This window comes from Paenibacillus sp. S-38 (assembly GCF_049942825.1).
Lineage (GTDB): Bacteria > Bacillota > Bacilli > Paenibacillales > NBRC-103111 > Paenibacillus_G.
On the sequence record NZ_CP187970.1, the window covers coordinates 3,992,283 to 4,017,770 of the forward strand.

At 54.6% G+C, this 25,488-nt stretch carries 12 protein-coding genes and 1 pseudogene; 2 read left to right on the plus strand and 11 right to left on the minus strand.

Annotation, left to right across the window (positions count from 1 at the left end; translation table 11 throughout):
- Nucleotides 1–43: 43 nt before the first annotated feature.
- The 6 genes from ACP26L_RS18175 to ACP26L_RS18200 all read right to left on the minus strand — a co-directional run bounded on the left by ACP26L_RS18175 (nucleotide 44) and on the right by ACP26L_RS18200 (nucleotide 17,895).
- Nucleotides 44–4,795, minus strand: coding sequence for an amino acid adenylation domain-containing protein (locus ACP26L_RS18175; protein ID WP_426454640.1), 4,752 nt, complete (start codon nucleotides 4,793–4,795; stop codon nucleotides 44–46).
- A complete protein-coding gene (locus ACP26L_RS18180) occupies nucleotides 4,795–7,461 on the minus strand; it encodes a type I polyketide synthase (RefSeq protein ID WP_426454642.1) in 2,667 nt (888 codons plus the stop codon). The genes ACP26L_RS18175 and ACP26L_RS18180 overlap by 1 nt, the downstream gene beginning before the upstream one ends.
- 32 nt (nucleotides 7,462–7,493) lie before the next feature.
- Nucleotides 7,494–13,940, minus strand: a complete 6,447-nt coding sequence (locus tag ACP26L_RS18185) for an amino acid adenylation domain-containing protein (RefSeq protein ID WP_426454644.1) — start codon at nucleotides 13,938–13,940, stop codon at nucleotides 7,494–7,496.
- Between the two features lie 201 nt (nucleotides 13,941–14,141).
- Nucleotides 14,142–15,575: a dienelactone hydrolase family protein gene (locus ACP26L_RS18190; RefSeq protein ID WP_426454645.1), complete on the minus strand. Its 1,434-nt coding sequence runs from the start codon at nucleotides 15,573–15,575 to the stop codon at nucleotides 14,142–14,144.
- Between the two features lie 150 nt (nucleotides 15,576–15,725).
- Complete coding sequence (locus ACP26L_RS18195; protein WP_426454646.1) at nucleotides 15,726–16,658, minus strand: sugar phosphate isomerase/epimerase family protein; 933 nt, start codon at nucleotides 16,656–16,658, stop codon at nucleotides 15,726–15,728.
- Entirely contained in the window at nucleotides 16,609–17,895 is a 1,287-nt protein-coding gene (locus ACP26L_RS18200) for a hypothetical protein (RefSeq protein WP_426454647.1), read from the minus strand. The genes ACP26L_RS18195 and ACP26L_RS18200 overlap by 50 nt, the downstream gene beginning before the upstream one ends.
- 122 nt (nucleotides 17,896–18,017) lie before the next feature.
- Here ACP26L_RS18200 and ACP26L_RS18205 point away from each other — a divergent pair, with 122 nt between their 5' ends.
- Nucleotides 18,018–18,839: a helix-turn-helix domain-containing protein gene (locus ACP26L_RS18205; protein WP_426454649.1), complete on the plus strand. Its 822-nt coding sequence runs from the start codon at nucleotides 18,018–18,020 to the stop codon at nucleotides 18,837–18,839.
- A 176-nt stretch (nucleotides 18,840–19,015) separates the two neighbouring features.
- On the opposite strand, the gene ACP26L_RS18210 is transcribed toward ACP26L_RS18205, so the two are convergent.
- The 4 genes from ACP26L_RS18210 to ACP26L_RS18225 form a co-directional block, all read right to left on the minus strand.
- Complete coding sequence (locus tag ACP26L_RS18210; RefSeq protein ID WP_426454651.1) at nucleotides 19,016–20,224, minus strand: MFS transporter; 1,209 nt, start codon at nucleotides 20,222–20,224, stop codon at nucleotides 19,016–19,018.
- 65 nt (nucleotides 20,225–20,289) lie between these two features.
- Nucleotides 20,290–20,889, minus strand: coding sequence for a TetR family transcriptional regulator C-terminal domain-containing protein (locus tag ACP26L_RS18215; RefSeq protein ID WP_426454652.1), 600 nt, complete (start codon nucleotides 20,887–20,889; stop codon nucleotides 20,290–20,292).
- Between the two features lie 58 nt (nucleotides 20,890–20,947).
- A complete protein-coding gene (locus tag ACP26L_RS18220; protein WP_426454654.1) occupies nucleotides 20,948–21,517 on the minus strand; it encodes a DUF3298 domain-containing protein in 570 nt (189 codons plus the stop codon).
- A protein-coding gene (locus ACP26L_RS18225; protein ID WP_426454656.1) for an IS5 family transposase occupies nucleotides 21,438–22,254 on the minus strand; the annotation gives its coding sequence in 2 pieces (ribosomal slippage) (nucleotides 21,438–21,854 and nucleotides 21,856–22,254; 816 coding nt in all). The genes ACP26L_RS18220 and ACP26L_RS18225 overlap by 80 nt, the downstream gene beginning before the upstream one ends.
- 1,275 nt (nucleotides 22,255–23,529) lie before the next feature.
- Here ACP26L_RS18225 and ACP26L_RS18230 point away from each other — a divergent pair.
- Nucleotides 23,530–24,366, plus strand: a pseudogene (locus ACP26L_RS18230) (Rpn family recombination-promoting nuclease/putative transposase).
- A 660-nt stretch (nucleotides 24,367–25,026) separates the two neighbouring features.
- Here ACP26L_RS18230 and ACP26L_RS18235 read toward each other — a convergent pair.
- The gene (locus ACP26L_RS18235) at nucleotides 25,027–25,488 is read right to left on the minus strand and encodes a hypothetical protein (protein WP_426454658.1); all 462 of its coding nucleotides are present in this window, start codon (nucleotides 25,486–25,488) and stop codon (nucleotides 25,027–25,029) included.

A 25,488-nucleotide genomic window follows, 5' to 3' on the forward strand; every position in this document is an offset into this window, starting at 1 on the left:
GCTAAAGCCCCCACGCCAAAATTATGCGTGGGGGCTTTAGCTGCTAATTCAGCGCAAGAATGCGAAGAAATTCTTCTTTGAGGTCATCCAGCATCCGTTCTACAGTCTCATCACAGAAGCTGGCTTTAAGATAAGTCATATAGACTTGATACCCCGCAGGATCGACACACACGTCAACCCGCAGCGGCGTATCCGAGTTGAAGATCGCCAAGGCCTTGTGGTATTCATTTTCGATCGGAAGCCTTGTTATCGATTCCACACCCTTTGTCGTTTCAAAGAACGAATGCAGGTTTTGGAAAATCATATAGGATTCGAACAGAGGCTGCCCCTCCGGGTAATGGATCCATTCGCGGATGCTGTTCAGCGGTGTATAGTCCCATTGCGTGAGCAGCAGCTGCTTTTCCTGAATCCGCTGGAGAAGCTCACTCACGCTCACTCCTTCCCCAAGATGAACCCGCAGCGGAAGTGTATTAATCGCCGGTCCAACCAGCTCTTCCGCTCCCTCGAACTCGGGCTGCCTGCCGGAGGACATGACGCCGAACAAGACATCCCGCTCGCCGGTATAGCGGGCCAGCAGCCGAGCCCACGCCAGCTGGAATAAGACGTTCGGCGTAACTTTGTACCGCCCGGCAAACTCCTGCACGGCCTGCGGACGATCGAGCCCGATCCGGATCTCCCGCTTCCCGAATCCTGCTCCCCTCCCCTCCCGGCTCATCGGTGCGTTCCGAACCAGGGGCGTTGCGCGGCGGAATCCGGCAAGCTCAGCCGACCAATAGGCTTGGGCTGCGCTCAAATCTCTGCTGCGCAACCATGCCGCATAGCTGCCGTAATTCTGAACCGGAGGCAGTTCATAAGGGGCACCTTGAAGCAGCTGGTAATAGCATTGGAATACATGGATCAGCACGATAAAATGGCTCCAGCCATCCATCAGAAGGTACGAGCAGCTCATGACAAGCTGGTGATCGCTCTCGCCAAGGGTGGCAAACATGATCTCATACGTACTCGGACGCCCGATATAGGTCAAGTCGCTGGAGAGGAGTTTTTGCTCCTGATAATGCCTAAGCTCCTCCTGCTGGCCTGCGGGATCCAAGCCCCGCCAATCGCAGTAATGGACGGGAATCTCGACATGCTTGCGCTTTAACTGCACGGCCCCCTTCCGTCCAAGATCGAGGATCGCCGTCTTGGTAATGCCAAAGTGATTCCCGACAAGCTGCCAAGCCTGAGACATCCGCTCACGGTCCAGCTCATCCTTGAAGCGCATGACCATCGTGACGAAAAACTGCGCGGGGCCAGGTCTCCGGTGCAGCGTATCCAGCATGTACTCCTGCAGCGGCGTCAGCGGATATACATCCTCAATGATATCCAGATCGGAGCCGGGAAGGAGAGTGAGATCCGCCCGGTTCAGCCGCGCTAATGGAAAATCATAGTGCGGAAGCGGAGAGTGCCCGCTTTCCACTCCCGCTCCCCCATCTTCAGCCTTCCCGCAAGCGGGATGTGCCTCCCGGCTGATGGTTACAAACCTGCTCAGCTCGGCAATCGTTTGATGCTGGAATACCTGCTTCTGGGTAAGCTCCAATCCCGCAGATCTCGCCCTGGATATCAGCAGCATGGTCTTGATCGAATCGCCGCCGGCTTCAAAGTAATTATGATGAATGCTGACCCGGTCCATCACCAGCAGCTTTTCCCAGATCCGGCATAAGGTCCGCTCGATGTCATTGCGCGGTTCGCCCCATTCGGTATCAGAGTCCGGACGCATCACCGGCTTGGGCAAAGCACGCCGGTCAAGCTTGCCGCCCGGGGTCAGCGGCAGACGGTCCATCACGATGAAAGCGGTGGGCACCATATAAGAAGGCAGCTCCTCCTTCAACCTCAACCGCAGGATCTCCGGATCCGGCTGAACAGCCGATGCCGCTGTCAGATAAGCCGTGATGCGCTTATCGCCCGGCGTGTCCTCGCGGACAAGGACGGCCGCCTCTTTGATACCGGCCTGGGCAAGCAGTACGGACTCGATTTCGCCCAGCTCGATCCGAAAGCCGCGGATCTTCACCTGGTCATCCTTTCTTCCAAGAAATTGGATGTTTCCGTCCGGCAGAAAGCGTGCCATGTCCCCACTGCGGTAGAGGAACTCATGGGTCCAGGGTTCAAAAGGATCCGGCACAAATTTTTCCCGCGTCAGCTTGTCTTGGCGCAAATATCCGCCCCCCACGCCCCGGCCGCCTATCAACAGCTCACCCGGTACACCGATCGGTACAGGATTCATAATGGAATCCACAATATAAATCCGGGTGTGGGAGATGGGCCTTCCGATGTGCGCAGGACCCAGGGCGGGTTCGAGGCTGCGGCAGGTTGCCGCAATGGTGCATTCGGTCGGGCCGTACAGATCAAACACCTGAAAAGGAAGACCCGGGGGCAGCTTGATGCTCCATTTGTCGCCTCCGGTAAACAAACGCCTCAGCGGGGCTGACGCAGGCCACGGAACCGAAACGAGCTGCTCGGCTAGCGGTGTCGGAAGGAAGGCGAAGGTGATGCCCTGCTCCATGATCCAGTCCCTCAGCAGTTCAGGCTCCAGCCGGCAGTCATCGGGCGGAATGTACAGTGAGGCACCCGAAACCAATGTACCGAATATTTCAGCGACCGAAAGGTCGAAGCCGATCGAGGAAGCAAAGCAAACCCGGTCCCCCGGAGCTAAGTCCGCTTTCCCCCTGTACCACTGCAGGAAATTCACGATGGATCTGTGCGGAATCAAGGTGCCTTTCGGCTTTCCTGTAGTGCCGGAGGTGTAGATCACATAAGCGGTTGAGGTCACTTCCTCATCCTGTTGGGAAGTAAAGGGGACGCTGGACTTGTCAGCCCCATGCCCGTCTTCCCTGGTTGGCGGTACCTCCACCAATCTGGCATGCTTATTCAAGGAAGCCAAGCGGGCCAAGAGACTTCCCTGCGTCAGCAGCAAAGAGGCTTCAGAGTCGGCAAGGATATACGCGATTCTCTCATCCGGCAGTGCCGCATCCACAGGCAGATAAGCCCCTCCGGCCATCAGCACCGCAAGCTGGGCGATGACAAGCTCAGCCGAGCGCTCCAGGCATACGGCTGCGATGCCCCCCTCCGGCAATCCCAGCTTACGCAGCCGGTCAGCCAAGCTCGCCGCCTGCCCGACCAGCGTCCCATAATCCAGGATACGGCCGCTGGTATCCACGACGGCAGGCTGTTCGGGATGGGCTTCTGCCTGCACGGCCACCATCTGATCCAGCCTGCCAACCGCCGGTTCAGCATCCTTCCTTTCCTGGCCGGGCTCCGTCCGGCTCCAGACCTCCAGCAGATGAGCTCTCTCCTCTCCGTACAGCATCGGGAGGGCGTTCAGCGCGGTATCCGGATGATCAGCTATGCCGGACAGCAGGCATCCGAAGTGGGACGCCATCCGCCGTATCGTCGACTCATCGAAGAGATCGAGGTTGAATTCCAGGGTTCCCTGCCACCCGTCCGCCTCCTCGGCCATTTCCAGCGTAAGATCGAATTTGGAGGTTCCCGTGTCCACCTCCAACGGTTCGGCTGAAAGACCGGGCAGCTGGAGCGGAACCGAAGGGGTATTCTGCAGAGTGAACATCACCTGAAACAGCGGGGTATGGCTGAGACTGCGCGGTACGGCCAGTTCATCCACCAGCAGCTCAAAGGGGATGTCCTGGTGGACGTAGGCGGCATGCGCGTAGTCCTTGACCTGCCGGAGCAGCTCCCGGAACGGCAGCTCCGGCTCCATGTGTCCGCGGAAGACAATCGTATTGACAAAGAACCCGATCAAGGGCTCCAGCTCCTTGTGATTCCTGCCGGAGATCGTTGTCCCGACGCAGAGATCCTCTTCTCCGCAGTAGCGGTACAGCAGAGTCTGGAAAGCGGCCATCAGCAGCATGAAGACGGTGGCGTGTTCCCCGCTGGCCAATCGGCGAAGGCGCTCCGCTAACGGGGGATCCACCGAGAAGGCCACCCTTCCGCCCCGGTACTGCTGTTCGGCAGGTCGCGGATAATCGGTGGGAAGCGGCAGCAGCACGGGAGCTCCGGCCAGCTTCTCCTTCCAAAAGGCAAGTCCCTGGCGGAAGCCTTCTTCCTGATGCCGCTTGCGCTGCCATATGGCATAGTCGGCATACTGCATCATCAGAGGAGGAAGCAGCCAATCTTCTCCGCGGGAGCAGGCTTCATAGGATTGGAGCAGCTCCCGGCCGAACCGGTGATGGGACCATCCATCTGTAATGAGATGATGAAAGGCAAGAAGAAGCAGATGCTCCTCCTCCGAAAGAGCCAGCAGGACGGTCCGAAGCAGCGGTCCCCGCTCCAGGTCAAAAGGCCGGCTGCATCGCCGGAGGCATGCCTGTACGAATGCCTCCCGTTCGTTCTTCTGCAGATCCCGCAGGTCTTCTTCCTCCAAAGGGATCGAGATTGAACCCAGTACCTGCTGGTAAGCCTCCCCTTGCTCATCCCTGAATACCGTACGCAGGATGTCATGGCGCATTACGATATTCTGAAGGCTCTGTGCCAATGCTCCTTTATGGAGCGGGCCGGACAGCCTTATGCTGTATATCAAATGATACGCGGACGATTGAGGCTCGAGGGAGTGCAGGAACCAGAGGCGCTGCTGGGAATACGATAACGGGCTTCTCGCCGGCTTGGATTGCTCTTTGGCAGGCGCGAGGAGCGGCGAACCTTCGGCGTTGAAGAGATTCTTGCCCTTGAGCAGCCTGCCAAGCTGCGCCCTCTGCTCGTCGGATAATTGGGCTTTGCGTTCTTCCAGCCCTTTGGGGTTACCCATCACGCATGACTCCTCTCCTCTGCTTGTTCCAGCAGTTCAAGAACGGATAGTTCAATGGAATCGGCCAGCTCGGAAATCGTTTGTGCTTCGTACAGCCCTTTGACATGTAAGGGGAAAGGGTACGCCTTCTGGATGCGTGATATAATCTGGGTCATTGAGAGGGAGTCGGCACCAAGTTCATAGAAAGGCGTGTCCAGGGCAATCTCTTCTTCAGGCAGCCCGAGCACCTCAGAATGAAAGCGGACCAGCGTCTGCTCAAGCTCCACCCGGGAATCGGAGGCTTCCACACCTTCAGCAGCCGGACGGCTGGATTTCGGCTCCGGCGTCAGAATCGGCTGGGGACTGCCTGCTCCTCCTTCCATACGAGGGAGGAAGCTGTAATCCTGCCGTTCAAAGGGATACGTGGGCAGCGGCACCCGCCTTCTCTTCTCGTGTTGGTACCTTACCTGCCAATCCAGATCCCTCCCCTCCGTCCATACGGCGGCGAGGGCAGCCGTCCAAGTATGGCAGTCATGGCAGAAGATAGCTTGCGTCCCGCCCCTGTCAAAGGACAAAGACGAGCCCAAGCCGATGACCCGGAGATCCGGCTGCCGAAGAGCCTCCTGAACTTGGATTCCTTGGGCTTGTCCCCCCTCGTGTACCGCAGCAGCTTGTTCCACCTGCAGAATAGCGGACTGGGCCCGACCGCCTGCCTGCAGCAGGCCATTGAGCGCTAGGCGGACGGCTTCCTCCCAGGTGAGCTGTCCGGCCAGACAGGCCGCCGCCCATTCGCCTTCCTCTTCCCCGCCCATGAAGTCAGGCTGCAGCCCCATGCTCTGGAGGGCCAGCCCGAGACTATAGGATGCCGACATGGAAATAAGCATCCAGGCCGACTTGGCCGAGGCGGGCGACCGGCCGTCGAAGCGGTGCGGCGCCGGGTTGAACACCGTTTCCTTCAGCGCCAAGCCGCTGGCCTCCTCCGCCAAGCTCAGCGCGGAATCCAGGTGCTGCCGATATAGGGGCTCTGACCGGTACAGTGCGATCAGGCCCTGGTCATCGGACTCCCGCCAAGGAAGGAACAGCCAGGCCCATTTGCGAAGCTCCCCCTGTGCCGTTCCGGGCTGCTGGGATGGCGGCAGGGTCGTCAGCAGTTGCACGGCTTCCGCCCCGCTCCGGCATACGATGCTTCGGCGGTAAGGATAGCCCTTGCGCCCCACCTGGAGGGTGTAGGCGATCTCTTCCAGCGTCTCATGCTCCGAGAGCTGGGAGACCAGATGCTCCTTCAACTGGTCGGAAGCCGCCAGTAAGGCGATTTCCGACTTGGCCGATACCAGCAGCGCGTGCCATGGCCGGATCGCAGGGTCTCGGCTCAGCGTAGGCGCTTCCTCCAGAATGACATGCGCATTGGTCGCTCCGATGCCGAAGGAGCTGACTCCCGCCCTTCTCGGCTGCCCGTTGTCCGGCCAACTGCCTAAGCGGGTCTGGACATAGAATGGGCTGTCCTCGAAGCGGATCTGTGGATTCGGCCTTTGATAATGCAGGGATGGGGGGAGCTGACGATGGTAGAGCGCCAGCACCGTCTTGATCAAGCCGGCCGCCCCTGCGGCGCAATCCAGATGACCCAGATTGCTTTTGACGGAGCCAATCGCGCAGTATCCGCTGCGGTCAGTCCACTGCCGGAACGCCCTGGTGAGTCCTGCGATTTCGATCGGGTCGCCTATGGGGGTTGCCGTTCCATGCGCTTCCACGTAGGATAGGGTATCCGGGTGTACGCCGGACAAGGCCAGCGCCTCGGCGATTACCTCCGCCTGGCCTTCGGGACTAGGCGCAGTAAAGCCCGCCTTCAATCCTCCGTCATTGTTGACCGCCGAACCGCGAATGACCGCGTAGACCGTGTCACCGTCCGCCGCAGCCTGCTCGAGCCGCTTCAGTGCCACTACAGCCACACCGTTGCCAGGGACGGTGCCCTGCGCCCCGTCGTCGAAAGTCCGGCAGAAGCCGTCCGGTGAGAGAATCATGCCTTCCCGGTAATGGTAGCCGGCCTGATTCGGAAAGGATATGGAGCTGCCACCTGCCAGCGCCATATCGCACTCCCCGCTGAGCAGCGACTGGCACGCCAGATGAACCGCGACGAGCGAGGTCGAGCATGCGGTCTGCACGGTGACGGCCGGGCCCCGAAGATTCAGCTTATAGGCCGTACGGCTGGTCAAGAAATCCTTGTCGCACCCCAAGACGAGCGACTCCGCATCCGGACCGAGCATCCCCTGCTGAAGGGCGATGCGGTTCAGCAGGTACGTGCTCATCGAGCATCCGCCAAACACGCCGACCCGGCCCCCGAACCGCTCCGCCACCCAGCCTGCAGACTCCAAAGCTTCGTAAGAGCATTCAAGAAACAAGCGCTGCTGCGGATCGGTCCATTCGGCTTCACGGGGGGTCATACCGAAGAAGGAGGCATCGAACAGTTCCGGCTCCTCGAGCATTCCTTTGGCCTTCACATAGCGGGGGTCCGTAAGCTGTTCCCCCGGCAATCCGCTTCGGCTCAGCTCTTCCTCTGTGAAAAAGCGGATGCCATGTCTGCCCTCGCACAGCAAACGCCAGTATTCCTCCACATTCGAGGCGCCCGGAAAACGTCCGGACATGCCGATGACCGCAATGCCCTGCTCCCACAGTGTATCTTCATTGTTCATTCATGGATTCTCCTTTGCTCAGGCTGGTGCTCTTATCTTCTCGAACGGCTGCGGGCTTCCCGCTGCTTGAGCATCAGCGCCTTGCGCTCCCCCGCCCGTTCTTCCGCCGCCGCTACCCGGTCATCGGGCGCAGTGGTGCCCGACAGCTGCTTGGCCAATGCGGCAATCGTCGGATAACGGAAAAAGTCGGTTAAGGTAAGGTCCGTATGCCCCTCGCGCCGGATCCTCTCCATAAGCTGGGCCGCATGCAGGGAATGGCCGCCCAGCTCGAAGAAATTGTCATCCCGGCCTACTTCGCTGAGGCCAAGTATTTCGGTCCAGAGGCCCATCAATGCCCGTTCGGCTTCACTGCGCGGCACGGTCTCCCGGAGGCTATAGGCCGCCGGCCCATCCGGCACGGGCAGCGACCGGCGGTCCACCTTACCGCTCGGCGTCAGGGGAAGGGCCTCCATTCGTACAAAATAGGAGGGGATCATATAGGATGGGAGCTGCTCTCCCACATATTCCCTCAGTTCAGCCACAGGAAGCTCCCCTGCCGCCGATTCATAATAGGCTGCCAAATAAGCGCCGTTTCCTTTGCGGTCCATCCCATCGGTCACAACAGCGGCAGTGATCTGCGGATGGCTTGCCAGGACGGCTGCAACCTCGCCCGGCTCCACCCGATAGCCGCGGATCTTGACCTGATCATCCAGCCGGCCGAGATATTCGATCGTTCCGTCGCTCAGATAACGCGCACGGTCCCCCGTCCGGTACATCCGGGATCTTACCGGGCCGCTCTCCCCCGCATCCGGCTCGGGAAGGAACCGTTCGCCGGTTAACGCCGGTCGGTTCAGGTATCCCCGGGCCACTCCGGCACCGGCTATGCACAGCTCGCCCGGCACGCCGATCGGCTGAAGATGACCCTCCCCATCCACGATATGTACCCGGGTGGAGGCGATCGGTCTGCCGATCGTAATGCGCGAGCCCGGTGTAAGCTCGGTAAGCTCGTGAACTGTAGACCAGACGGTCGTTTCCGTCGGACCATACATATTGAATAATCGTGCGGCCGGCGCAGCCTCTCTCAGCTGCCTCAGCAGCGGTTCGTCAAGGGGCTCCCCTCCGGAGAGCACGCACCGCAAGGAGGCAAATCGCTCTGCCATACGGCTGGTGCCCAGCAGCATCCGCAGCCGGGATGGGGTTGCCTGCAGAAGCTCGACCCCCTCTGTCAGACAGCGTTCCGCCAGATGTGCGGGATCTAGCTGCTCTTCCCTCATTGCAAGCACAACCTTGCATCCGAGCATCAGCGGCAGCAGCGTCTCCAGCACGAAAATATCGAAAGAAACCGTTGTCAAGGACAGGATGGTGTTCAGCTCGGCAAGCGGGATCTCCCTGAGCATGCCGCGAAGCAGATTGTGCACCGACTGGTGCTCAATCATGACGCCTTTCGGTTTGCCGGTTGAGCCGGACGTATAGATCACATAAGCCAGATTCCCGGGCGCTGCAGCGTCTCCCGCTTGTGTCGACGGAGGGAAAGCTTCTGCTTCCATCCAGAGTGCGGTGTCCTCCTGATCGAGCAGCACAACCTCCATTCCTTCCAGGCCCTTTCCCAGGTAGGCGGACTGGGTTACCACGCACCGGCAGCCGCTGTCCCCAAGCATGTAGCGGATGCGCTCCTCCGGGTATTCGGGATCAAGCGGAAGGTAGGCGGCTCCCGCTTTATTCACGGCGAGCAGCCCCGCGATCAGGGATATGGATCGGTCGGCAAGCAGGGCGACCACTTCCTCGCGCCTTGTACCTCTGGCCCGCAGCTTCACAGCCAGCCGCTCGGCACGCCGATTCAATTCCCGGTAGGTGACGCGTTCCCCGCCGCATACGAGCGCAGTCTTGTTCGGAGTGCGACCGGCCTGCTGCTCGAAGAGTCCATGCATCGTCTGCGCCGCTTCCGCGGGACCGGGATCGGCGGCTTGCAGGAACAGCCGCTCCACCAGCCCCCGCTCCTCCCCATCCAGCAGATGAAACCGGCGCAGCTCCATGCCCGGGCTTCCGGTGATTTGACGCAGCAGCTCCACATAGAAGCCCGCCCAGCGTTCCGCGGTTTCCCGGGAGATCAGTGCAGAAGCATATTCCAGATGGCATGCCAGCGTATCCCCCTGCTCCATGGCGGTCAAGGTTAGATCAAACTTGGCTGTCGGGAATTCAAAGGGATACGGTGCCAGAAGCACATCCTCCAGGGCAAGCTCCGGCGCTCCCATATTCTGCAGCACGAACATGACATCGAACAGGGGATGGCGGGAGATATCCCTTGGCGGCGATGCCTTTTCGACGAGCTCCTCGAACGGGTAGTCCTGATGCTCCAGGGCGCCGAGCACGGTCATCTTCACCTGCCGGAGGTACCCGGCGAAGGATTCGCCCGCTGCGGGGAGCAGGTGCAGAGGCAGTGTATTCACGAACATGCCGAGCATCCGCTGCACATCCGCATGCCGCCGCCCGGCCATAGGCGTGCCGACCATCACTTCCTCCTGTCCGCTCAGCTTCGCGAGCAACAGACCGAAGGCAGCCAGCAGCAGCGTGAACAATGTGGTGTCCGTCAGCTTGCAGAGACGGTTGATTTGGGCGGTCAGCGGGCGGTCCAGCCGGAAATGCACCCGTCCCCCGGCATAATTGCGAAGCAGCGGTCTCGGATAGTCGAGTGGCAAATCGAGCAGCGGTACAGGAACGCGAAATTGCTCCAGCCAGTACGATTCCTGCTCCCTGCAGGCCTCCGACCGCACAAACCGCTCCTGCCATACGGCATAATCCTTATACTGCAGGTCAAGCGGAGGAAGCCTCTCCCCCTTGTAGAGCCGGGCCAGCTCCTGGACCAGTACACCGAGTGACACGCCGTCGGAGATCGCATGATGCAGATCGAACAGGAGCAGATGCCGCTCATCATCCAGCCGGAGCAGTGCGGCGCGCAGCAGGGGCGCCTCTCCCAGATCGAACGGTCTGATGAAACTGCGGATGATGTCCCGAATGCGTTCTTCGCTCTGTCCCTCCAGGCTGCTGTAAGTGAGTGCAAAGGGGACCTCCTGTGCTATCTGCTGCACCGGAATGCCGTCTGACAGGGCAATACGGGTCCGCAGCGGCTCATGCCGGGCAATGAGACCCATCAAAGCTTCCTGGAGCCGCTCTGCGGACAGCTCCCCCTTCGCTTCCAAGACGGCCGGCATGTTATAGCTCAGCTCAGCATTACGGAACTGGTGAAGGAGATGCACCCGTCGCTGCCCTGAGGTCAAAGGATAATCGCTTGCCGGAGGAGCGGGAGCCAGCGCCTCAAACCGCTTCATGCCAGAAGAATCAATCAGCGCCCCCAGCTTCTCCACCGTCTTCAAGCGGAACAGCTCGGCCAGGGTAACCTCAACATGGAACAGCTTATGTATCCGGGCCAGCAGGGTGATGGCCTTCAGGGAGTGGCCGCCGAGCTCGAAGAAATTGTCGTGGATACCCACACGGGACGCTCCCAGCGTTTCCATCCACAACTCAGCAAGCCGGGCTTCGGTGTCATTGCGGGGGGCCGCATAATCGGACGCCTGTCCCGCCAGTTTGTCCGACTGCGGCAGTGCTTTACGGTCGATTTTGCCGTTCGGCGTAAGCGGCAGCTCTTCCAGCTGCATGAAGAAGGACGGCACCATGTAATAGGGCAGCTGTTCCGCCAGATAGCTTTTTGCCGCTTCTGCTTCCAGGTTCTTTTTGGCTGTGTAATAGACGCACATGGTCCTGGAGCCTGTTCCGTCCTCGAGATCCAGGGTCACCGCCTGGATAACGTCCGGATGGCTCACAAACACACTGTCAATCTCGCCAAGCTCGATGCGGAAGCCGCGGATTTTGACCTGATGGTCCCTCCTTCCATAAAATTCGATCGTTCCATCGTACTGCCAGCTTCCCAGATCTCCGGTCTTGTACAGCCGCTCTCCCGTGCCGGGCTGGAAAGGATCCTCCGTGAATGCCGCGGCGGTGCGCTTCGGATCATTGAGATACCCGCGGCCTACGCCTATGCCGGCTGCCCAGATCTCCCCCTTCACGCCGACTGGACACAGCTCTCCCGCTTCATCCACGATATAGATGCGGGTGCCGGGAAGAGGGCTTCCGATGGGAACGGTCTCCTGGGGCGGCGTGTCCCGAAGAACCAGCAGGGTAATATCATCCGACGCTTCGGTCGGTCCGTAAGCGTTCACTGCCGGAATATCCGGATACAGCGCGAACCAGCGCCGCAAGGTGTCCCGCTTCAGGGCTTCCCCGGTGGGAATCAAGTAGGACAGCGAGGGCATCGGGCGGTGCCGGTTCTCCAGGGTCTCAAGCAGCACGCTGAGGTACGAAGGAACGAGCTCCAGGATGGTCACACCATCCGCTGCAAGCCGCTCCAGGAACAGCTCCGGCTGTTCCAGCAGGCCGCTGCTGTAGATGACCGTCCGGCCCCCCGCGCACAAGCCCGCGAACATCTGCCAAACCGACACATCAAAGCACTGGGAGGCATTTTGCGCGACCACACTGGCTTCGTTTATCCCCAGCTCCCCCGCCATCGCCGTAATGTGACTCATCGTCCCCTGATGCTCCAGCATGGCTCCCTTCGGCCGGCCGGTTGAACCAGAAGTAAAAATAATATAGGAGAGTGCATCCGGCTGAGCATAGACCTCCAGGTTCCCGGCGGAAAAGGAAGCCAGCTCTTCCTTGAGCTCCTCCACCACGAGCAGCTTGACCTCCGGGCTCAGCCCGGTACTGCCGATAACCCTGCGCTGCTCTATGCCCGTCAGCAGCAGCTTGATCCCCGCATCGCGGATGATCCCGAGCGCCCGTTCGTCAGGCGCGGCGGGGTCCAGCGGAATATAGACACCGCCGGCCTTCCATACAGCCAGGATCGAAGCGATCAGCGGGATGCTGCGGTGCATCCAGATGCCCACCCGCTCCTCCGGCTTCACGCCATGCTGAAGGAGCAGTCGGGCCATCCGGTTTGCCCAAGCATTCAACTGCTCATAAGTCCAGTTCTCTTCTTCGTGAATAACAGCAGTCCGCTGAGGTCCCTGTTTCACTTGTTCCTCGAAGCTGTGTACTAGGGTGGGGTGTAAAGAAGAGGGGGAAGCGGCTGTGTTGAATTTCTCCAGTATCATCATCCGTTCTTTATCTGGAAGAATGTTCAGACGCTGCACGGGAAGCTCGGGCTGGAGAAGCGCGCTCTTCAGCAGGCTGATCATCCGCTGGTGGAAGAAGCCGATTTCCGTTTCCGAAAATCTGGAGGCACAATAGTGGTATTGAAACAGGATTTCTTCGGATGACAAATAATCATCGACGAACAGGGTGAGCTCATTAGCCTGATGCCAAGAGGTTCCCCGGTCGATCTGGCAGCTCACCGCCCCTTCGGTGTCAGGCATACTCCAGGCGATGGGTAGATAGTTCATGAAAACCTCAAGCGGCTGATCGGAAATACCGAACGTCTCTCTCAGCTCCGGAACAATAAAATTGTAAGGATATTTCTGATGGCGGAACGTTTCATTCTGTTGGCGCTTGACCAGTTGGAGGAAGGAGCGGAAGGATTCGGCACCGCTCACCTTCATGCGGAAAGGGGTTGTACTGACCAGCATCCCGACCATCCTTTTCGTTTCGCGGGTGGTCCGGTTGCCGTTGAACGTTCCGAGCAGGATCTCTTCCTCACCCGTCATTCGTGAGAAGAACAGGCACATCACGGCCATGAGAAGGACGGCCGGAGACACTTCCTCGGCTTGGCAGAAACCGTAAATCGACTGGCGGAGGGCCGGCTCCAGGGCAAGATGCAGGTTGCCTGCCTTCAGATCCGTGCTCACGGAGCCCTTCGGCTTCAACCGGCTCACAGGGGGAGGCGTGTTGAACTGTTCCTGCCAGAAGGAACGGTCCCGCTCGAAGCGCGGGCTGTTCATATAAGCCGCCTCGCTTTGAACCTGCTCAAGGAACGAAGGTGCGGGAGTCAAACCGGGTACAGGATAGCCCAGCGATTGGAGGTACACCTGCTGAATCTCATCCCCGATCAGGATCAAGGATAAGCCGTCGACGATCAGGTGATGCGCGCCGATCCAGATGCGCGCCTCCTCCTCCGACACACGCAGAAGCGCCGTGCGGATCAGCCGGGGACTTTGTATCGGAATCGGCTGCTGCTCCAACAGACGCAGCGCCTCTTTCCATTCCCCCTCATCCGCCCCCCTGAAATCCATAGAGGTCACGGGGATGGGTTCCGCTGCAAAGATGCCAAGAACAGGCTCTTCTTCCCCATCGCAGGACAGAAGCCGGGTATGCAGCACATCATGCCGGTCCACCACGCTTTGAATCGCTGCTTCCAACTTCCCCTCATCGATCCGGCCGCGGAATACAAGACGGACCGTTAATAAATGCAGCGTTGTATCCGAATGAATGGTTTCTCCATACCAGATCCGCTTCTGAGCATGGGTCATGGAAAAAACGTGCTCGGCCGCCTGGATTTGTTCCGTTGCCAGCATAGATTTCGTTTGCTCCTCTCATTTTTTATAAGTAAATAAGCATCGGTAGTATATTACAAAATCTATCGTATTATATCATATAATACCATTTTGTGACCTTTATTTCTGGTTGTTTCGGAGAAGACGACGGAACAAAGAAAGGGGGAGCTGCGATCAAGCAGCTCCCCCTTTGTCGGACGGCGGCGTTCTCGCCCGCTATCCTTATGACAGTTCCGTATTGAATTTCACCTCGGGAAAACGCGGGTTCGGCCCCTGGATGAGCTCCCCCCCGGTTCCTTTCAGCTCTTTATTGAAAAAATCCAGCACATATTGGTTCACGATGAACTCCCCTCTCCTGCCGTTGATCTCCCCTGTCAGCCCCATGACCTTCAGCAGGTCGGAGAACAGCTGGAAGTCGGTGAAGTTATAGTGGGCGGTTCCTTTCATGTAGATCCGGCTTCCTTCATGCTGGAGCGTGGTTTGGATCATCTGTTCCTCATTTTGAATGATATCTTCATGGATATGTTTTCTTTTGCTCTCGATCGTTTCTTCCGACTCCATAAACAGAAACGGCTTGGACAGGTTGGCATTCTTCTTCAAGGGATATAGTGTGCCGTCCATATTGATTCCCGCTTTGATACGGGGGTTGGTAACCGCAAGTTCGAAAGCTGCGGCCCCTCCGAAGGAATGCCCGACGACACCAATGTTGTTCATGTCGATTTGACCGCGGAATTCACTGCCGGATTCCCCCGCGTTCACCTTATCCAGATGCTGTATCAGGAAGGCGGCATCCTGATTCCAGATCCCGCCGACTTCCCGGCCGATCGCCTCCAAGTCCCCGGCGGATACATCCGTCTCAAAGCCCGTTACTTTCCCATCTGGAAAGATGGTGGCCACCGTGCTGTACGTATGATCGATCACCGCAACGATATAGCCGTTGCTGGCCAAGTTCTCGGCCTGGGCGGAGTGCAGAATTCTTCCGGTGCCCATCCCGTGGCCGATCAGCAGCAGCGGATAGGGCTTGCCGGACGGCAGCAGCTCCGCGTCCTTGTAGGCATTTCCCCGGATATACTTCCAATAGTCGAGAGCAAACTTCGGTAGGTTGAGCTCTTTGGCAAATGCCTGCTTATATGCTTCGAACGCGCCGTCTTCCTCTGGGAACAGCATGTCCCGGTCCCCATTGGACGTGTTCTGGGCCGGATACCACAGCTGCACCATCAGCTCCCTTTTATCCTTCGGATCGGAGGTCAGCTTCTCCTCGCGCGAGGCGTCCGTCAGATGCAGGGTGCGCGTCCCTACCATATAAGGCCCGTTCGGTTTAGGCAGATCGAAAACCGGCAGAATTGCCGCGAGAGCAGCGGAAGCAGTCACCAGCAATCCGGCCGTTATGGCAAAAGCATATCTCCATGTTTTCCTGAGCGGGGTGACTTTGACCCCAAGAGCCGGACGAAGCAGCAGCACGGCGCAAATAAGCGCAGTGATATAGACGGCTAACATCTGCCAGCGGTACCCCTCGACCACCAGATGGAGAGCCAGCAATGCAATGCCGGCCGTACCCGTGAGCATGCGGGTGAGCTTGCTTGCTACAGATAACCGGCCAAGCTGTAAGAGCATGGTCAAGCACGCCCCGACAAGCAGGATTTCTAGTAATCTCACAGCGATTTCCCTCCTATGTTTTCTCTCTCTATACTTTTACCCAAAAATCCATATTTGGATAACATGACCTAATATGGATTAATTTTTGAAAGTTAGATTTGAAGGGAAATCTCTCTCCACTTTACATAAAAAGAAAAAACCTGAATCAAATCACTTACAATCATCGTCGGGATGAGCATTCATCCAAGCTTGCTCCGCGAGCCCTTTGAGTACTAATGCCTGGTGCCACCGATCGGAAATCTCTCGTTTCGTCTCTGGGTGCACGATCGAATAACCCGGCGGGCCAAGCTCGCAGACGAATGGCAGGACATCCCCCTGCTTCGCTGCCTGAAGCCAATGGTTCATCCCCTTTTCCCACCATCGCATGAAATTGTCGGTTATCGGGTGGTACAAGTCACTCGTCCCGACATCGATTTGAATTTGCTGGCCATTGGATATGCGCCCATGAATGCAAGCCGTCCTCTCCAGTAACCTATCGATCAAACGCTCCGCTTTCTCATTCGAGCTTTCCATCTCACCACCCAGCACATAATGAGACATATCAATCGTCAACCGGAGATCCGGCAGCTTGGATACATACTCTGCCGTCCGGATCAAATCCTGAGTGATCCGCCCCCTGTGGGTTTCTACATAAAAGGGGATCGCTGACCGCTGCGCCGTACGAATCAAACCGTCAAGCAATCGGATGGCATCCTCCCCAATGACGAAGGCATCCATGACTTGCGCATTCACATAATCAACGCCAAAATCAGCAGCACGAACGAGCACATCCGTCAGATCCTGGACGGTTGCAGGAAAAGAATGTACGCCGAAGCTGAACCCGTATTGGTCGAGCAGATACCGCCACCGCTTGGCATCTTGAGGTTCGGGAAGCCTCCCCAGTATTCCGGTAAAACCGGCTTCCGCAATCAAATCGAATTTGTGTTCGAGCGGCCATTCCCGGTCGCCATCTCCAAGCCCCGCCATCGCCCACCAAGATTGGTGTACTTCTAGACGAGGCTGCCGGCTGCTTTCTTCGCCCATTCTCATCCGATTAATAGCCTCCCGCAAACCGATGATCCGGAGGCGAATCTCCTGACTCATGCTGTTTCATGAAAGCGGCCCGTTTCGTTACGGTTGCCTCAGCCGCCTCAGCCGCTTTACGGCTATCGCCACCGTGCACCGCTTCGATGATCCATCTCTGCCCGAAGCCCGCATGCACCACTTCATCGGCCCAATCGAAATCCTGAAACGTGGTCATCAGGGGGTCTCTTACGCTATCCCTGCAAAATTCCCATTCCTCCCGTTTACCCGGCGGATATTTCATAGCCGCCTTCTCAATTGCGATGGTCAAATGCGTATACGCCTCGTCTTGTACGAATAACTGTGCAGTCATATCGTACCACCCCGTCCAGTTGCGGAACGAATACACATCGTAGCCCTTGCTCCGCAAAGCCGCTTCGCCAAACCAAGCGTGGCGCGCCTCATCCCAAATGTGCCTCGCCGTATCATGATAGAAAGCCCACGGCTTGCCCTCGCTTGCAAAGTGAACATAAGCAATCGCCTCGGCGGGCGACATTTCAAAATACCGATGCAGCATCATCTGGAGAAACCGTCCTTGATCGCTGTCCTCGAAACGCATCCCCTGCAGCTTGACCATCGTTGTTTGAAATCTCTGATCCCGAGTGCTCTGTCTCGGTAATTCGAATGGCTTCGAGTCCATTACAACTTCCATAGCGACGGCTTGCTTCGGATCTTCCCCATGAATGCCTCCGGCTGCGCGAAGCAAAGCCTGAAGATAGGACTCCCACTTCCTTGCCTGAAGACGCTCCTCCTCGCTCGCGGCTTCGGTTACCACCTTCAATGCTTGAAGTCCCCAGGAGATCTGCTCTTCCCTATCGAGGAGCTGGTGCCGCAGAAGCCCAATCGTTGGTTCGTCGACGATCGGCTGCGCCAGCCTTAGATACGCTTGAATGGCTGCGATCTGCGCAGGCTTAACGACCTTGAACAGTGCAACCAATAGGGCGAGAGTATTCTCCGACTGCAGAGCTTGAGTCATCAGCGACTCCAGATCGGGGTCTGGACACTTTTCAAAGGCGACAAAGCCCATTCTTAACTGCTTGCATCGATTTCGCAATTGGTTGTAGAACTCGGCATCCTGCCATAACATCCGTGCAAGAGCACCCTTTATTTCATATTCGGGTCTGGCAGTCATATGACCGGCTTCCATTCGCATGAGCTGTCGATCGACATAACCGATTCGCTGCAGCCGTTGAGATGATTCCTCTACAGATATCCCTGCTCTATCCCACTCCTCAATCCCCATGAACGGATGAAGCATATCGAGCCCTCATTTCTTGTAGTTTAACAACGATTGATGACTTTATATTAGAGAAGAACTACGATAAAATGAATTCACTTAAATGATAAAAATTTGCACTTTAACACATATCGGCGTAGGGGGTGTTCATTTTGTTCGATTCGTATACAGATCTTCAGCTTGACGACAATTTCGGAAAAGTCACCTGCGAGCCTACCTGGAAATGGGACACCTCCCGTCACCCCCTTGAGGATTTCGATTTATGGTATGCATGGGGAGGCGAAGGAAGGATGGAACTGAACGGCCGCCCCTATACGGTCGGCAAGGGAACCTGTTTCCTGTTTCGACCTGGAGATGGGACGCTAGCCGGTCATAATCCGCTTCAACCGCTAACCGTCACGTTCCTGCACTTTCAATTCGCCGTACCCGCTGCGGTTCCCTTGCAACCGCATACCATCGTCAGAGACACCTTTCTGTTTGAGACTTACCTGAATCGGTATGTGGAAACCATGCTCGATCAACGGGGGGACTACATGAAGGAAGCCAAGCTTCTGCTTTCCCTTATGCTCATCCAATTGCAGCGGGAACAGGAATCGCACACGGATTCATTCCTCACCGGGACCGAACGTGAATCGCTCGTCTCCCTTATTCGCACCATTGCGTATAGAGTCCGGCAGCATCCCGGTGCCGTTCATAGTCTCTATTCCATGGCGGAGAGCGCCGGACTCTCCCCGCGTTATTTTTCGATAAAATTCAAGGCAATTATGGGTTTGACGGTGGAACAATATATCATTCGGACCAAAATGGAACGAGCCGAGCATCTCCTGCGCTACAATGGCATGAACGTATCGGAAGTTTCTGAAGCGCTCGGCTACAAGGATGTATCTTTCTTTAGCCGGCAGTTCAGTCAGACCCGCGGCTTTCCTCCCTCAAAACTTAAGTATAAAAAGTCTGACGATCTTTAGCCTGACATTGAACCACCTTGTTACCACTCCAGCATTGCATCTTTGTGCGGTTACAATGACAACTGCTATTGTACTAAACTGCCGGTTAACGCAATAAAAGCTGCAGGTCATGTGACCGGCAGCTTCATTACGTTATTTCGCTATCGTCTGGGATGTTCGAATTCCTTCATTTCTCATCAAGAGGACGCATGGGCATCCTGCAGGCTGCGCTTTTTGCCTTTAACCGATAAAATGAAGCACATCAACAGGACTAGACAAGCCAGCGTATACGGATAGTTGATATTCAGGTCGAATAGAAAACCAGCAGCAATAGGCCCTGCAATATTGCCAAGGCTCGTAAAAGCAGAGTTCAAGCCGGCAACATAGCCCTGCTGATCCTTAGCCACCATGGACATTTGCGTACTGATGGCCGGTCGTAGGATATCGACTGCCAAAAATACAATAAAGGTAACGGCAAAAATCATCCAGTACTGATGAACGAAAAGCGTCAGCAAAATAAACAAACCCGCAAAGAAAAGACAAAGGGAAATCACGCGCTGCTCCCCAAACCGCCTCAAGATCCAGCTGAAGGCCGTGAGCTGAACCACCGCACCGGCAATGGATCCGAAGGTGATGATAAAAGCGATATCCTTCGGCTCAAAATCAAATTTTTGATCCACAAACAGTGCAAAGACCGTTTCAAAATTAGCAAGCCCGAACGACATAACAAAAACGATGATCAAGCTTAAAAAAAAGGGCTCTTTATAGGCGTACCTCAATTGCTGAAGTAGACCTCTCCGTTCAACTTCGCTAGTTGGAGTATCAGATCCTTCCTCTTTGGAAGGGAGCGATTCCCTAAGGATCACTAACGTAATACATGCTGCCAGAATCCCCGCAGCCGCTGCAGCGTAAAAGGGTACACGGATGCCAAACTCAGCAATATAACCGCCAATGCCCGGCCCAATAATAAAGCCTGTTGTTATAGCCGCAGTAATGTACCCCATCCCCACCGCGCGTTCTTCGGGCGTTGTGATGTCTGCCGCATAAGCCATAACAGCCGGCATAATCATCGCGGCACTAATGCCGCCGAGCAGCCTTGAGGCAAAGAGCAGGACGGATGAATTGGCTAACCCAAACAGTCCCTCCGAAATGGCGAACACCACCAGCCCGATGACGATCATTCTTTTTCTTCCGTAGGAATCAGTCAACCGGCCTGCCAAGGGCGAACATAGAAACTGTGTCAGCGAGAAGGCGGCTACCAACAAGCCGACCGTCCCCCCGGTAATGCCCAGGCTCTCCATGAACTTAGGCATGATGGGAATGACAAGGCCGATCCCCGAGAAGACCAGCAGCAGATTGAACATGAGTATCAGCAAGGCTCCCCGCTGTTTTGTCAATAAAGCCATTCTTACATCCTCCATTATCAATGAATACTGAATTTTTATTCAGAATATGTGCAAAAAAAAAGGGGCTATTGAGCCGGCTTGACAATGCCATGCAAAAACACATCCATAGCCAACCGATATGCCGCCAGCGCTTCTTCCCGTTCCATCCTCCGGCTGTGTTGACTTAATCCGAGCAGCAGGCTATCAAGAATAATGGCGAGACCAGAAACATTGGTGATTTCGAATTCATGGTTAGCGATTCCCCTTTGCAGCAGCTGCTGATTAAAAGCGATGTACCCTTCGACCATCTCGTTGATTCGCTTCTCCACTTCCGGGGTTTTCTCGGCATTGTTGAAAAACTCATCGGCAGCCTTGGTCAGCGGATGACTCAGTTGATCGAGCGCCAGGAATTCGGCCATGCCATATAATTTTTCGATCGTTGTAGGATACAGTTTTTCCTTGGCCAGCCATGTCTCATCCCATTCCCTGTTCCAATCTTCAAGTAAGTATAAAAAAAGTCCTTCCTTGTTCTTGAAATGGTAATAAATGTTACCGGCACTGCACCCGGCAGCTTTCACAATGTTTTCAATGGATGTTGCTTTATAGCCTTTTTGGGCAAATAAAGCTTTTGCCGCATCGGCGATCTTTTTCTTCGTATGCTCCGTTTGCTGTTTCTTTTTATTCAAATGCACTTCACCACTTTCTGGATGACAGATTCTGCAAGATGAAAATAATACTGAACAATTATTCAGTATTATAACCTATAAAGTGCGGGACAATCAAATGCGAAAAGGCCCTGCTCAGACCAGCCACACCATCAAGTGAATACATACAGACGTGTTCCTCGTAGTCCCTGAATTCCGGCATGCCGGCGGCATAGGCGGTATATTCATACGGCTGGAAATAGATTACGACGCCTTCATGGCTCAAATAATAATCGCGGTCCGGCTTAATCGTGTCGAACGGCGTAATGAGAGGAAGATCCGTATCCTTGATTTGTTCCTGGATCGTGCGGTTGATGATAGTGACATAATCCGGGTGATCCGCCGCGGCTGCCTTCAGCGTGAGCAGCTTCCCTGTCTTCAGATCGAACGTATAACCGCGGCGGGCAATCCCACCATGCGCCCCGCCCGTATACTGGTAATGATCCACGTACAAGCTCAATTTTCCCTGTTCATTGGAGGTTACCGTATAAGAACTTATCCCGAAATAAATTAGCGGGAGTGGACCTTGATCATTTCCTCCAGACAATAATCGAGCAGGCGAAATGAAGTAAAGCAAGGTAGTTACACGCCTTTTTCTCAAAACGAACAAGCAACTCCCGGAAGCGGTTAAGCCAAGAGAAAAGCACTTCAACGACCCATCGGCGGGGACTCTTGCCCTCCTGCTTTTCTTGCTTTTCCTCCCCGCGGGATCGTATGTGCGGGATATAGCCACGGTCGATGACATTCTGACGGGCTTTCTTGCCGGTATAACCAGCATCGGCACATAAATGCAAGCTCGACTGCTCCTTGTCTTGCTGCGGTTTGAGGACAAGAGCATCCAGCGACTGTTCCAGCAGCTTTACGTCATGCCGGTTCGCCCCGTCGATTACTACGGCTAGTGGCAGTCCATTTTGATCCACGAGTACACTTCGTTTCGTCCCCTTTTTTTCCCCGATCCGTCGGGTTGTTCCCGGATGCTTCAAGCGCAAGAGGAGCTTTGACTAAACTGCCGTCAATGCTTTGCCATTCCCAGCCGATTCCTTCCATCTCATCGTACTCTTGTAGGCCGAGTACCCAGATTCGCTCAAAAAATCCTTCTTCTGTCCAAAATTGAAAATGCCGATGCAGGCTGCTGGACGAACCATATTCGCGCGGAACTGCGTTCCTCTGACACCCGGTGCGAAGGACATACAGAATCCCTTCCAGAACCTTACGTGGTTCGGTCGGTTTTCTGCCCCCGCCTGGCTTTCTCTGGTACTCGCGTTTCGCATCTCGTTTTCGTTTCGGAATTTCATCTTTGATTTTTTCCCAAAATTCATCGGATAGGGTCCAGGGTTTTGTTCGCATCTTCGCTCACCTCGTACCCTTTATTACCCACTATTTCGGGATAAGCTCTTAGTCTTCTCAAGGACCTTGAAGGAGCTGCTCCCCCTAATCCCTCATGATGTTCACCATCATAAAACACTAGCTCCCGCTGCAACTATGCGAGGCTACTGTTACCGTAAGAACCAGTGTCCGCCTGCATAGCTGTCACTCGCTTTAGTAAGTACCGGTGAGAAGTCAGGTGCATCTGCCTGCATTGGCAAGAGGCAATCCATGATGTTATTGACCGTTCGTGCGGAAGCCTTTCCTTTCTTCATGAAAGGATGTCCTTTTATACTTAACGGAAATAACGATAGGGATCACCTATCGTTATCGGGTTGGAGCGATAAATCTACCAGCCCGAGATGCTACATGCACTGTCTTCGGATGGGCTGATGAGTCAGTACCGAACTTGCGGGAAATACGGTTAGCCTAAATGCAATTTCGACTACCACCAAGAATCTCACTTATACAGAAAATGTCGGCTTACGATTTAGCAGTGGGAGTCTCAGGAATAAAATTCTCTGGTACTGGTTGCAGCCTTGCAAAAGTACTCCCCATTAAATAGCGACTATGATTCAAAGTGTGCCAAAAAACCATTAGACTCAAGGGTTGGCATATAGCGACTATATAAACTTAAACGTCCCTTATGCTAGACATTTAGCCCATCATACCAACATAGTCTCAAGTGTAGTCGCTATACTTATGACTATGATGGTGAGGCGCGGGCTGAATGAAGGCTGCCCTACCATACAAATGTGTGACCTCGCTACGGATCGGTGAAGCCGCAGCGAGGTCCTGCTCCACTAAGGCTGAACCAGCTCCATATGGCCAGAATATCCCCCTCATCCAAGCAGTGCACTTTGAAGGAACTGCCTTCCCATTCCCCCATGATGCTCACCTTAAAGGATAGAGCTGCCGATGAGCGAGGCTGCTACTCACTGTCAACCGTAAAAGCAGACCTATAACTTGGATCCAGGTATCATCGATATGCTGAATCAGAAATCTTGGCTCGCATAAGCTGGACAACAAGAAAAATCCCCATACTGTTAAGTCAACCAAATGTTTTGACTGACAGTTCAAAAGTATCCAGAATCAATCCCTTCAATAAAGTTTTGTTGGCAAACCTATACATTCAAAATTAATATCTATGGAGTTTTTAAATGCCATAATAATAATTACCTAACAGCTCTTGCCTGACAAATAATGCATCTCTCTGAAGCCTCATGATATAATAGAATAAGAATTGGAATTGATTTCATGAAAGATTTACTTGATCCAAAGAATGATTTTGTTTTTAAACGGATATTCGGAAGTGAAGAGAATAAGGATGTGCTGCTGGCATTTCTTAACCGTACTTTCCAAGAAGCCGGAGAACCGCCTCTTACCGAAATTGTACTCATGAACCCATACACGGATAAAGACTCGCCTCAAGATAAGCAGTCCATATTTGATATCCAAGCTAGAACTGCTGAAGGCAAATTAATTAATATCGAAATGCAGTTGTTTAACCGCTATGACAATGAGAAGCGAACATTATATTATTGGAGTAAGTAATACGCTAGCCAACTTGAAGAAGGACAGCCATATAAGACTCTGAAGAAGTGTGTCACCATCAACATACTTAACTTCTCCATACTGCCAAACGACAGATATCATAATGTATTTCATTTACGAGAAGACCGTAGAGGCATATCATTAACCGACGATCTTGAAATACATTTTCTGGAACTTTCAAAGTTGCAGTATCAACAGATAACCACATCTGGCGGTTTGTTGAACTGGTTACTTTTTCTCAAAAGTGACAATACAGATAATTGGGAGGTGTTAAAAATGCAGGAACCTGAACTCGGCAAAGCGATGACCGTTCTAGAATTTCTTAGTCAAGACGCAGAGACACGCCGGCTTTATGAAATGAGACAGAAGGCTCTGCATGACGAGGCTTCTTCCATGGAGGGTGCACGTGAAGAAGGTGAAAAGAAGGGCAAGCTTGAGGTTGCATCAAAAATGCTCGCAAAAGGTATGGATTTAGAGTCAATTTCAGAGTTCACAGGAATATCAATCGAAGAATTGAAAAAATTACCTCAAGCCCATTAACAAACTGCTGTCATGGAATACTCCTTGGCAGCTTTTTCTTTGTTACTGCTCATTCCCAGCCTGATTGGCAGTTGAGGAGTACTAATGGTTACTAAAGCTGAGAGAGCCTTACCCAGAAGATGCTGTTAGAATGCAATAAGGAATTACGCATCACACCGCCCCTCGACTTTCCTTGTGTTCCCCTTCGTCTCGTCCTCCGCCACAGGAAGATGCTTCTGCCATTCCTGCAGCATCGTACCGGCTGCTTTCAGTTCCTCATCACTGTATTCGATATTCGTTCAGAGGACTCGAATCTCCACGCGTAAAGCCCACTCCCCCCTAAAGTGTCTGCCATTCCATCACAACCGCTCATTTAAGGTGCTTACGCCTGGCCAAAGGGAGAGAGGAATTTGATCCTTGGAGACGCTTGTGAAGCCTATACGATTTCCAACAAGGAGTTTATCAATCTCATTGAATCCCACTACCCCCTGCCCCAAGGAGACCATGCCTACCCGGCTTCCGCTAGGGGTTAGTGTCATACATTATATATGTGTATTTCGGAAATCAAAATTATAAGTTCTCTGCGCAGCAACGATTGTCATAGGAGCAGTAACCCTTACGATCCTGGAAATAGGACCGCCCCACTCGCAAAGTGACAAAGAGCATATCTAGAATACCTATTTATTCCTTCCTTAACTGGTCAGGGAGTACATTTTTGATTACCTTCCCTGTTGCAAGAACCTTTACCTCATACTCTCTTACACCCTTGTATAGCTCCCCCGACTTTTCTACGATCTGAACGAACTCAGCCCGCAATTCTTCTGATCCTTTGAACCAAACTTTATCACCTAGTGCATAAGAATTATCCGATATCCACACTTCTAGGCTCTTTTCCTTCCTAATTTTAAAGGTTACAACCATTCCATCGGCATAGTTTTTAAAGATGACTTCTCCCTTCTTATCTCTCTCAGTATAATTCCACTCTCCGATAGCATTCTCGCCATAGCTTTCTTTCAAATACTCTACTACACTTAAGAATGCAGGGGCTTCGATAGCCCCTGCATTCGGCTTATACATCATAAACTCCGGAAGTTCTGTGCCTTCTAAATGGATTAATTTAAAGTGAAACCTCACAATGATCAC

Coding starts and splice junctions, on each gene's coding strand:
- ACP26L_RS18180 (WP_426454642.1), bottom strand. CDS start 7,461: ATGAACAATGAAGATACACTGTGGGAGCAGGGCATTGCGGTCATCGGC.
- ACP26L_RS18200 (WP_426454647.1), bottom strand. CDS start 17,895: ATGCTTCATCCGTTCATGGGGATTGAGGAGTGGGATAGAGCAGGGATA.
- ACP26L_RS18195 (WP_426454646.1), bottom strand. CDS start 16,658: ATGAGTCAGGAGATTCGCCTCCGGATCATCGGTTTGCGGGAGGCTATT.
- ACP26L_RS18185 (WP_426454644.1), bottom strand. CDS start 13,940: ATGCTGGCAACGGAACAAATCCAGGCGGCCGAGCACGTTTTTTCCATG.
- ACP26L_RS18175 (WP_426454640.1), bottom strand. CDS start 4,795: ATGGGTAACCCCAAAGGGCTGGAAGAACGCAAAGCCCAATTATCCGAC.
- ACP26L_RS18210 (WP_426454651.1), bottom strand. CDS start 20,224: ATGGCTTTATTGACAAAACAGCGGGGAGCCTTGCTGATACTCATGTTC.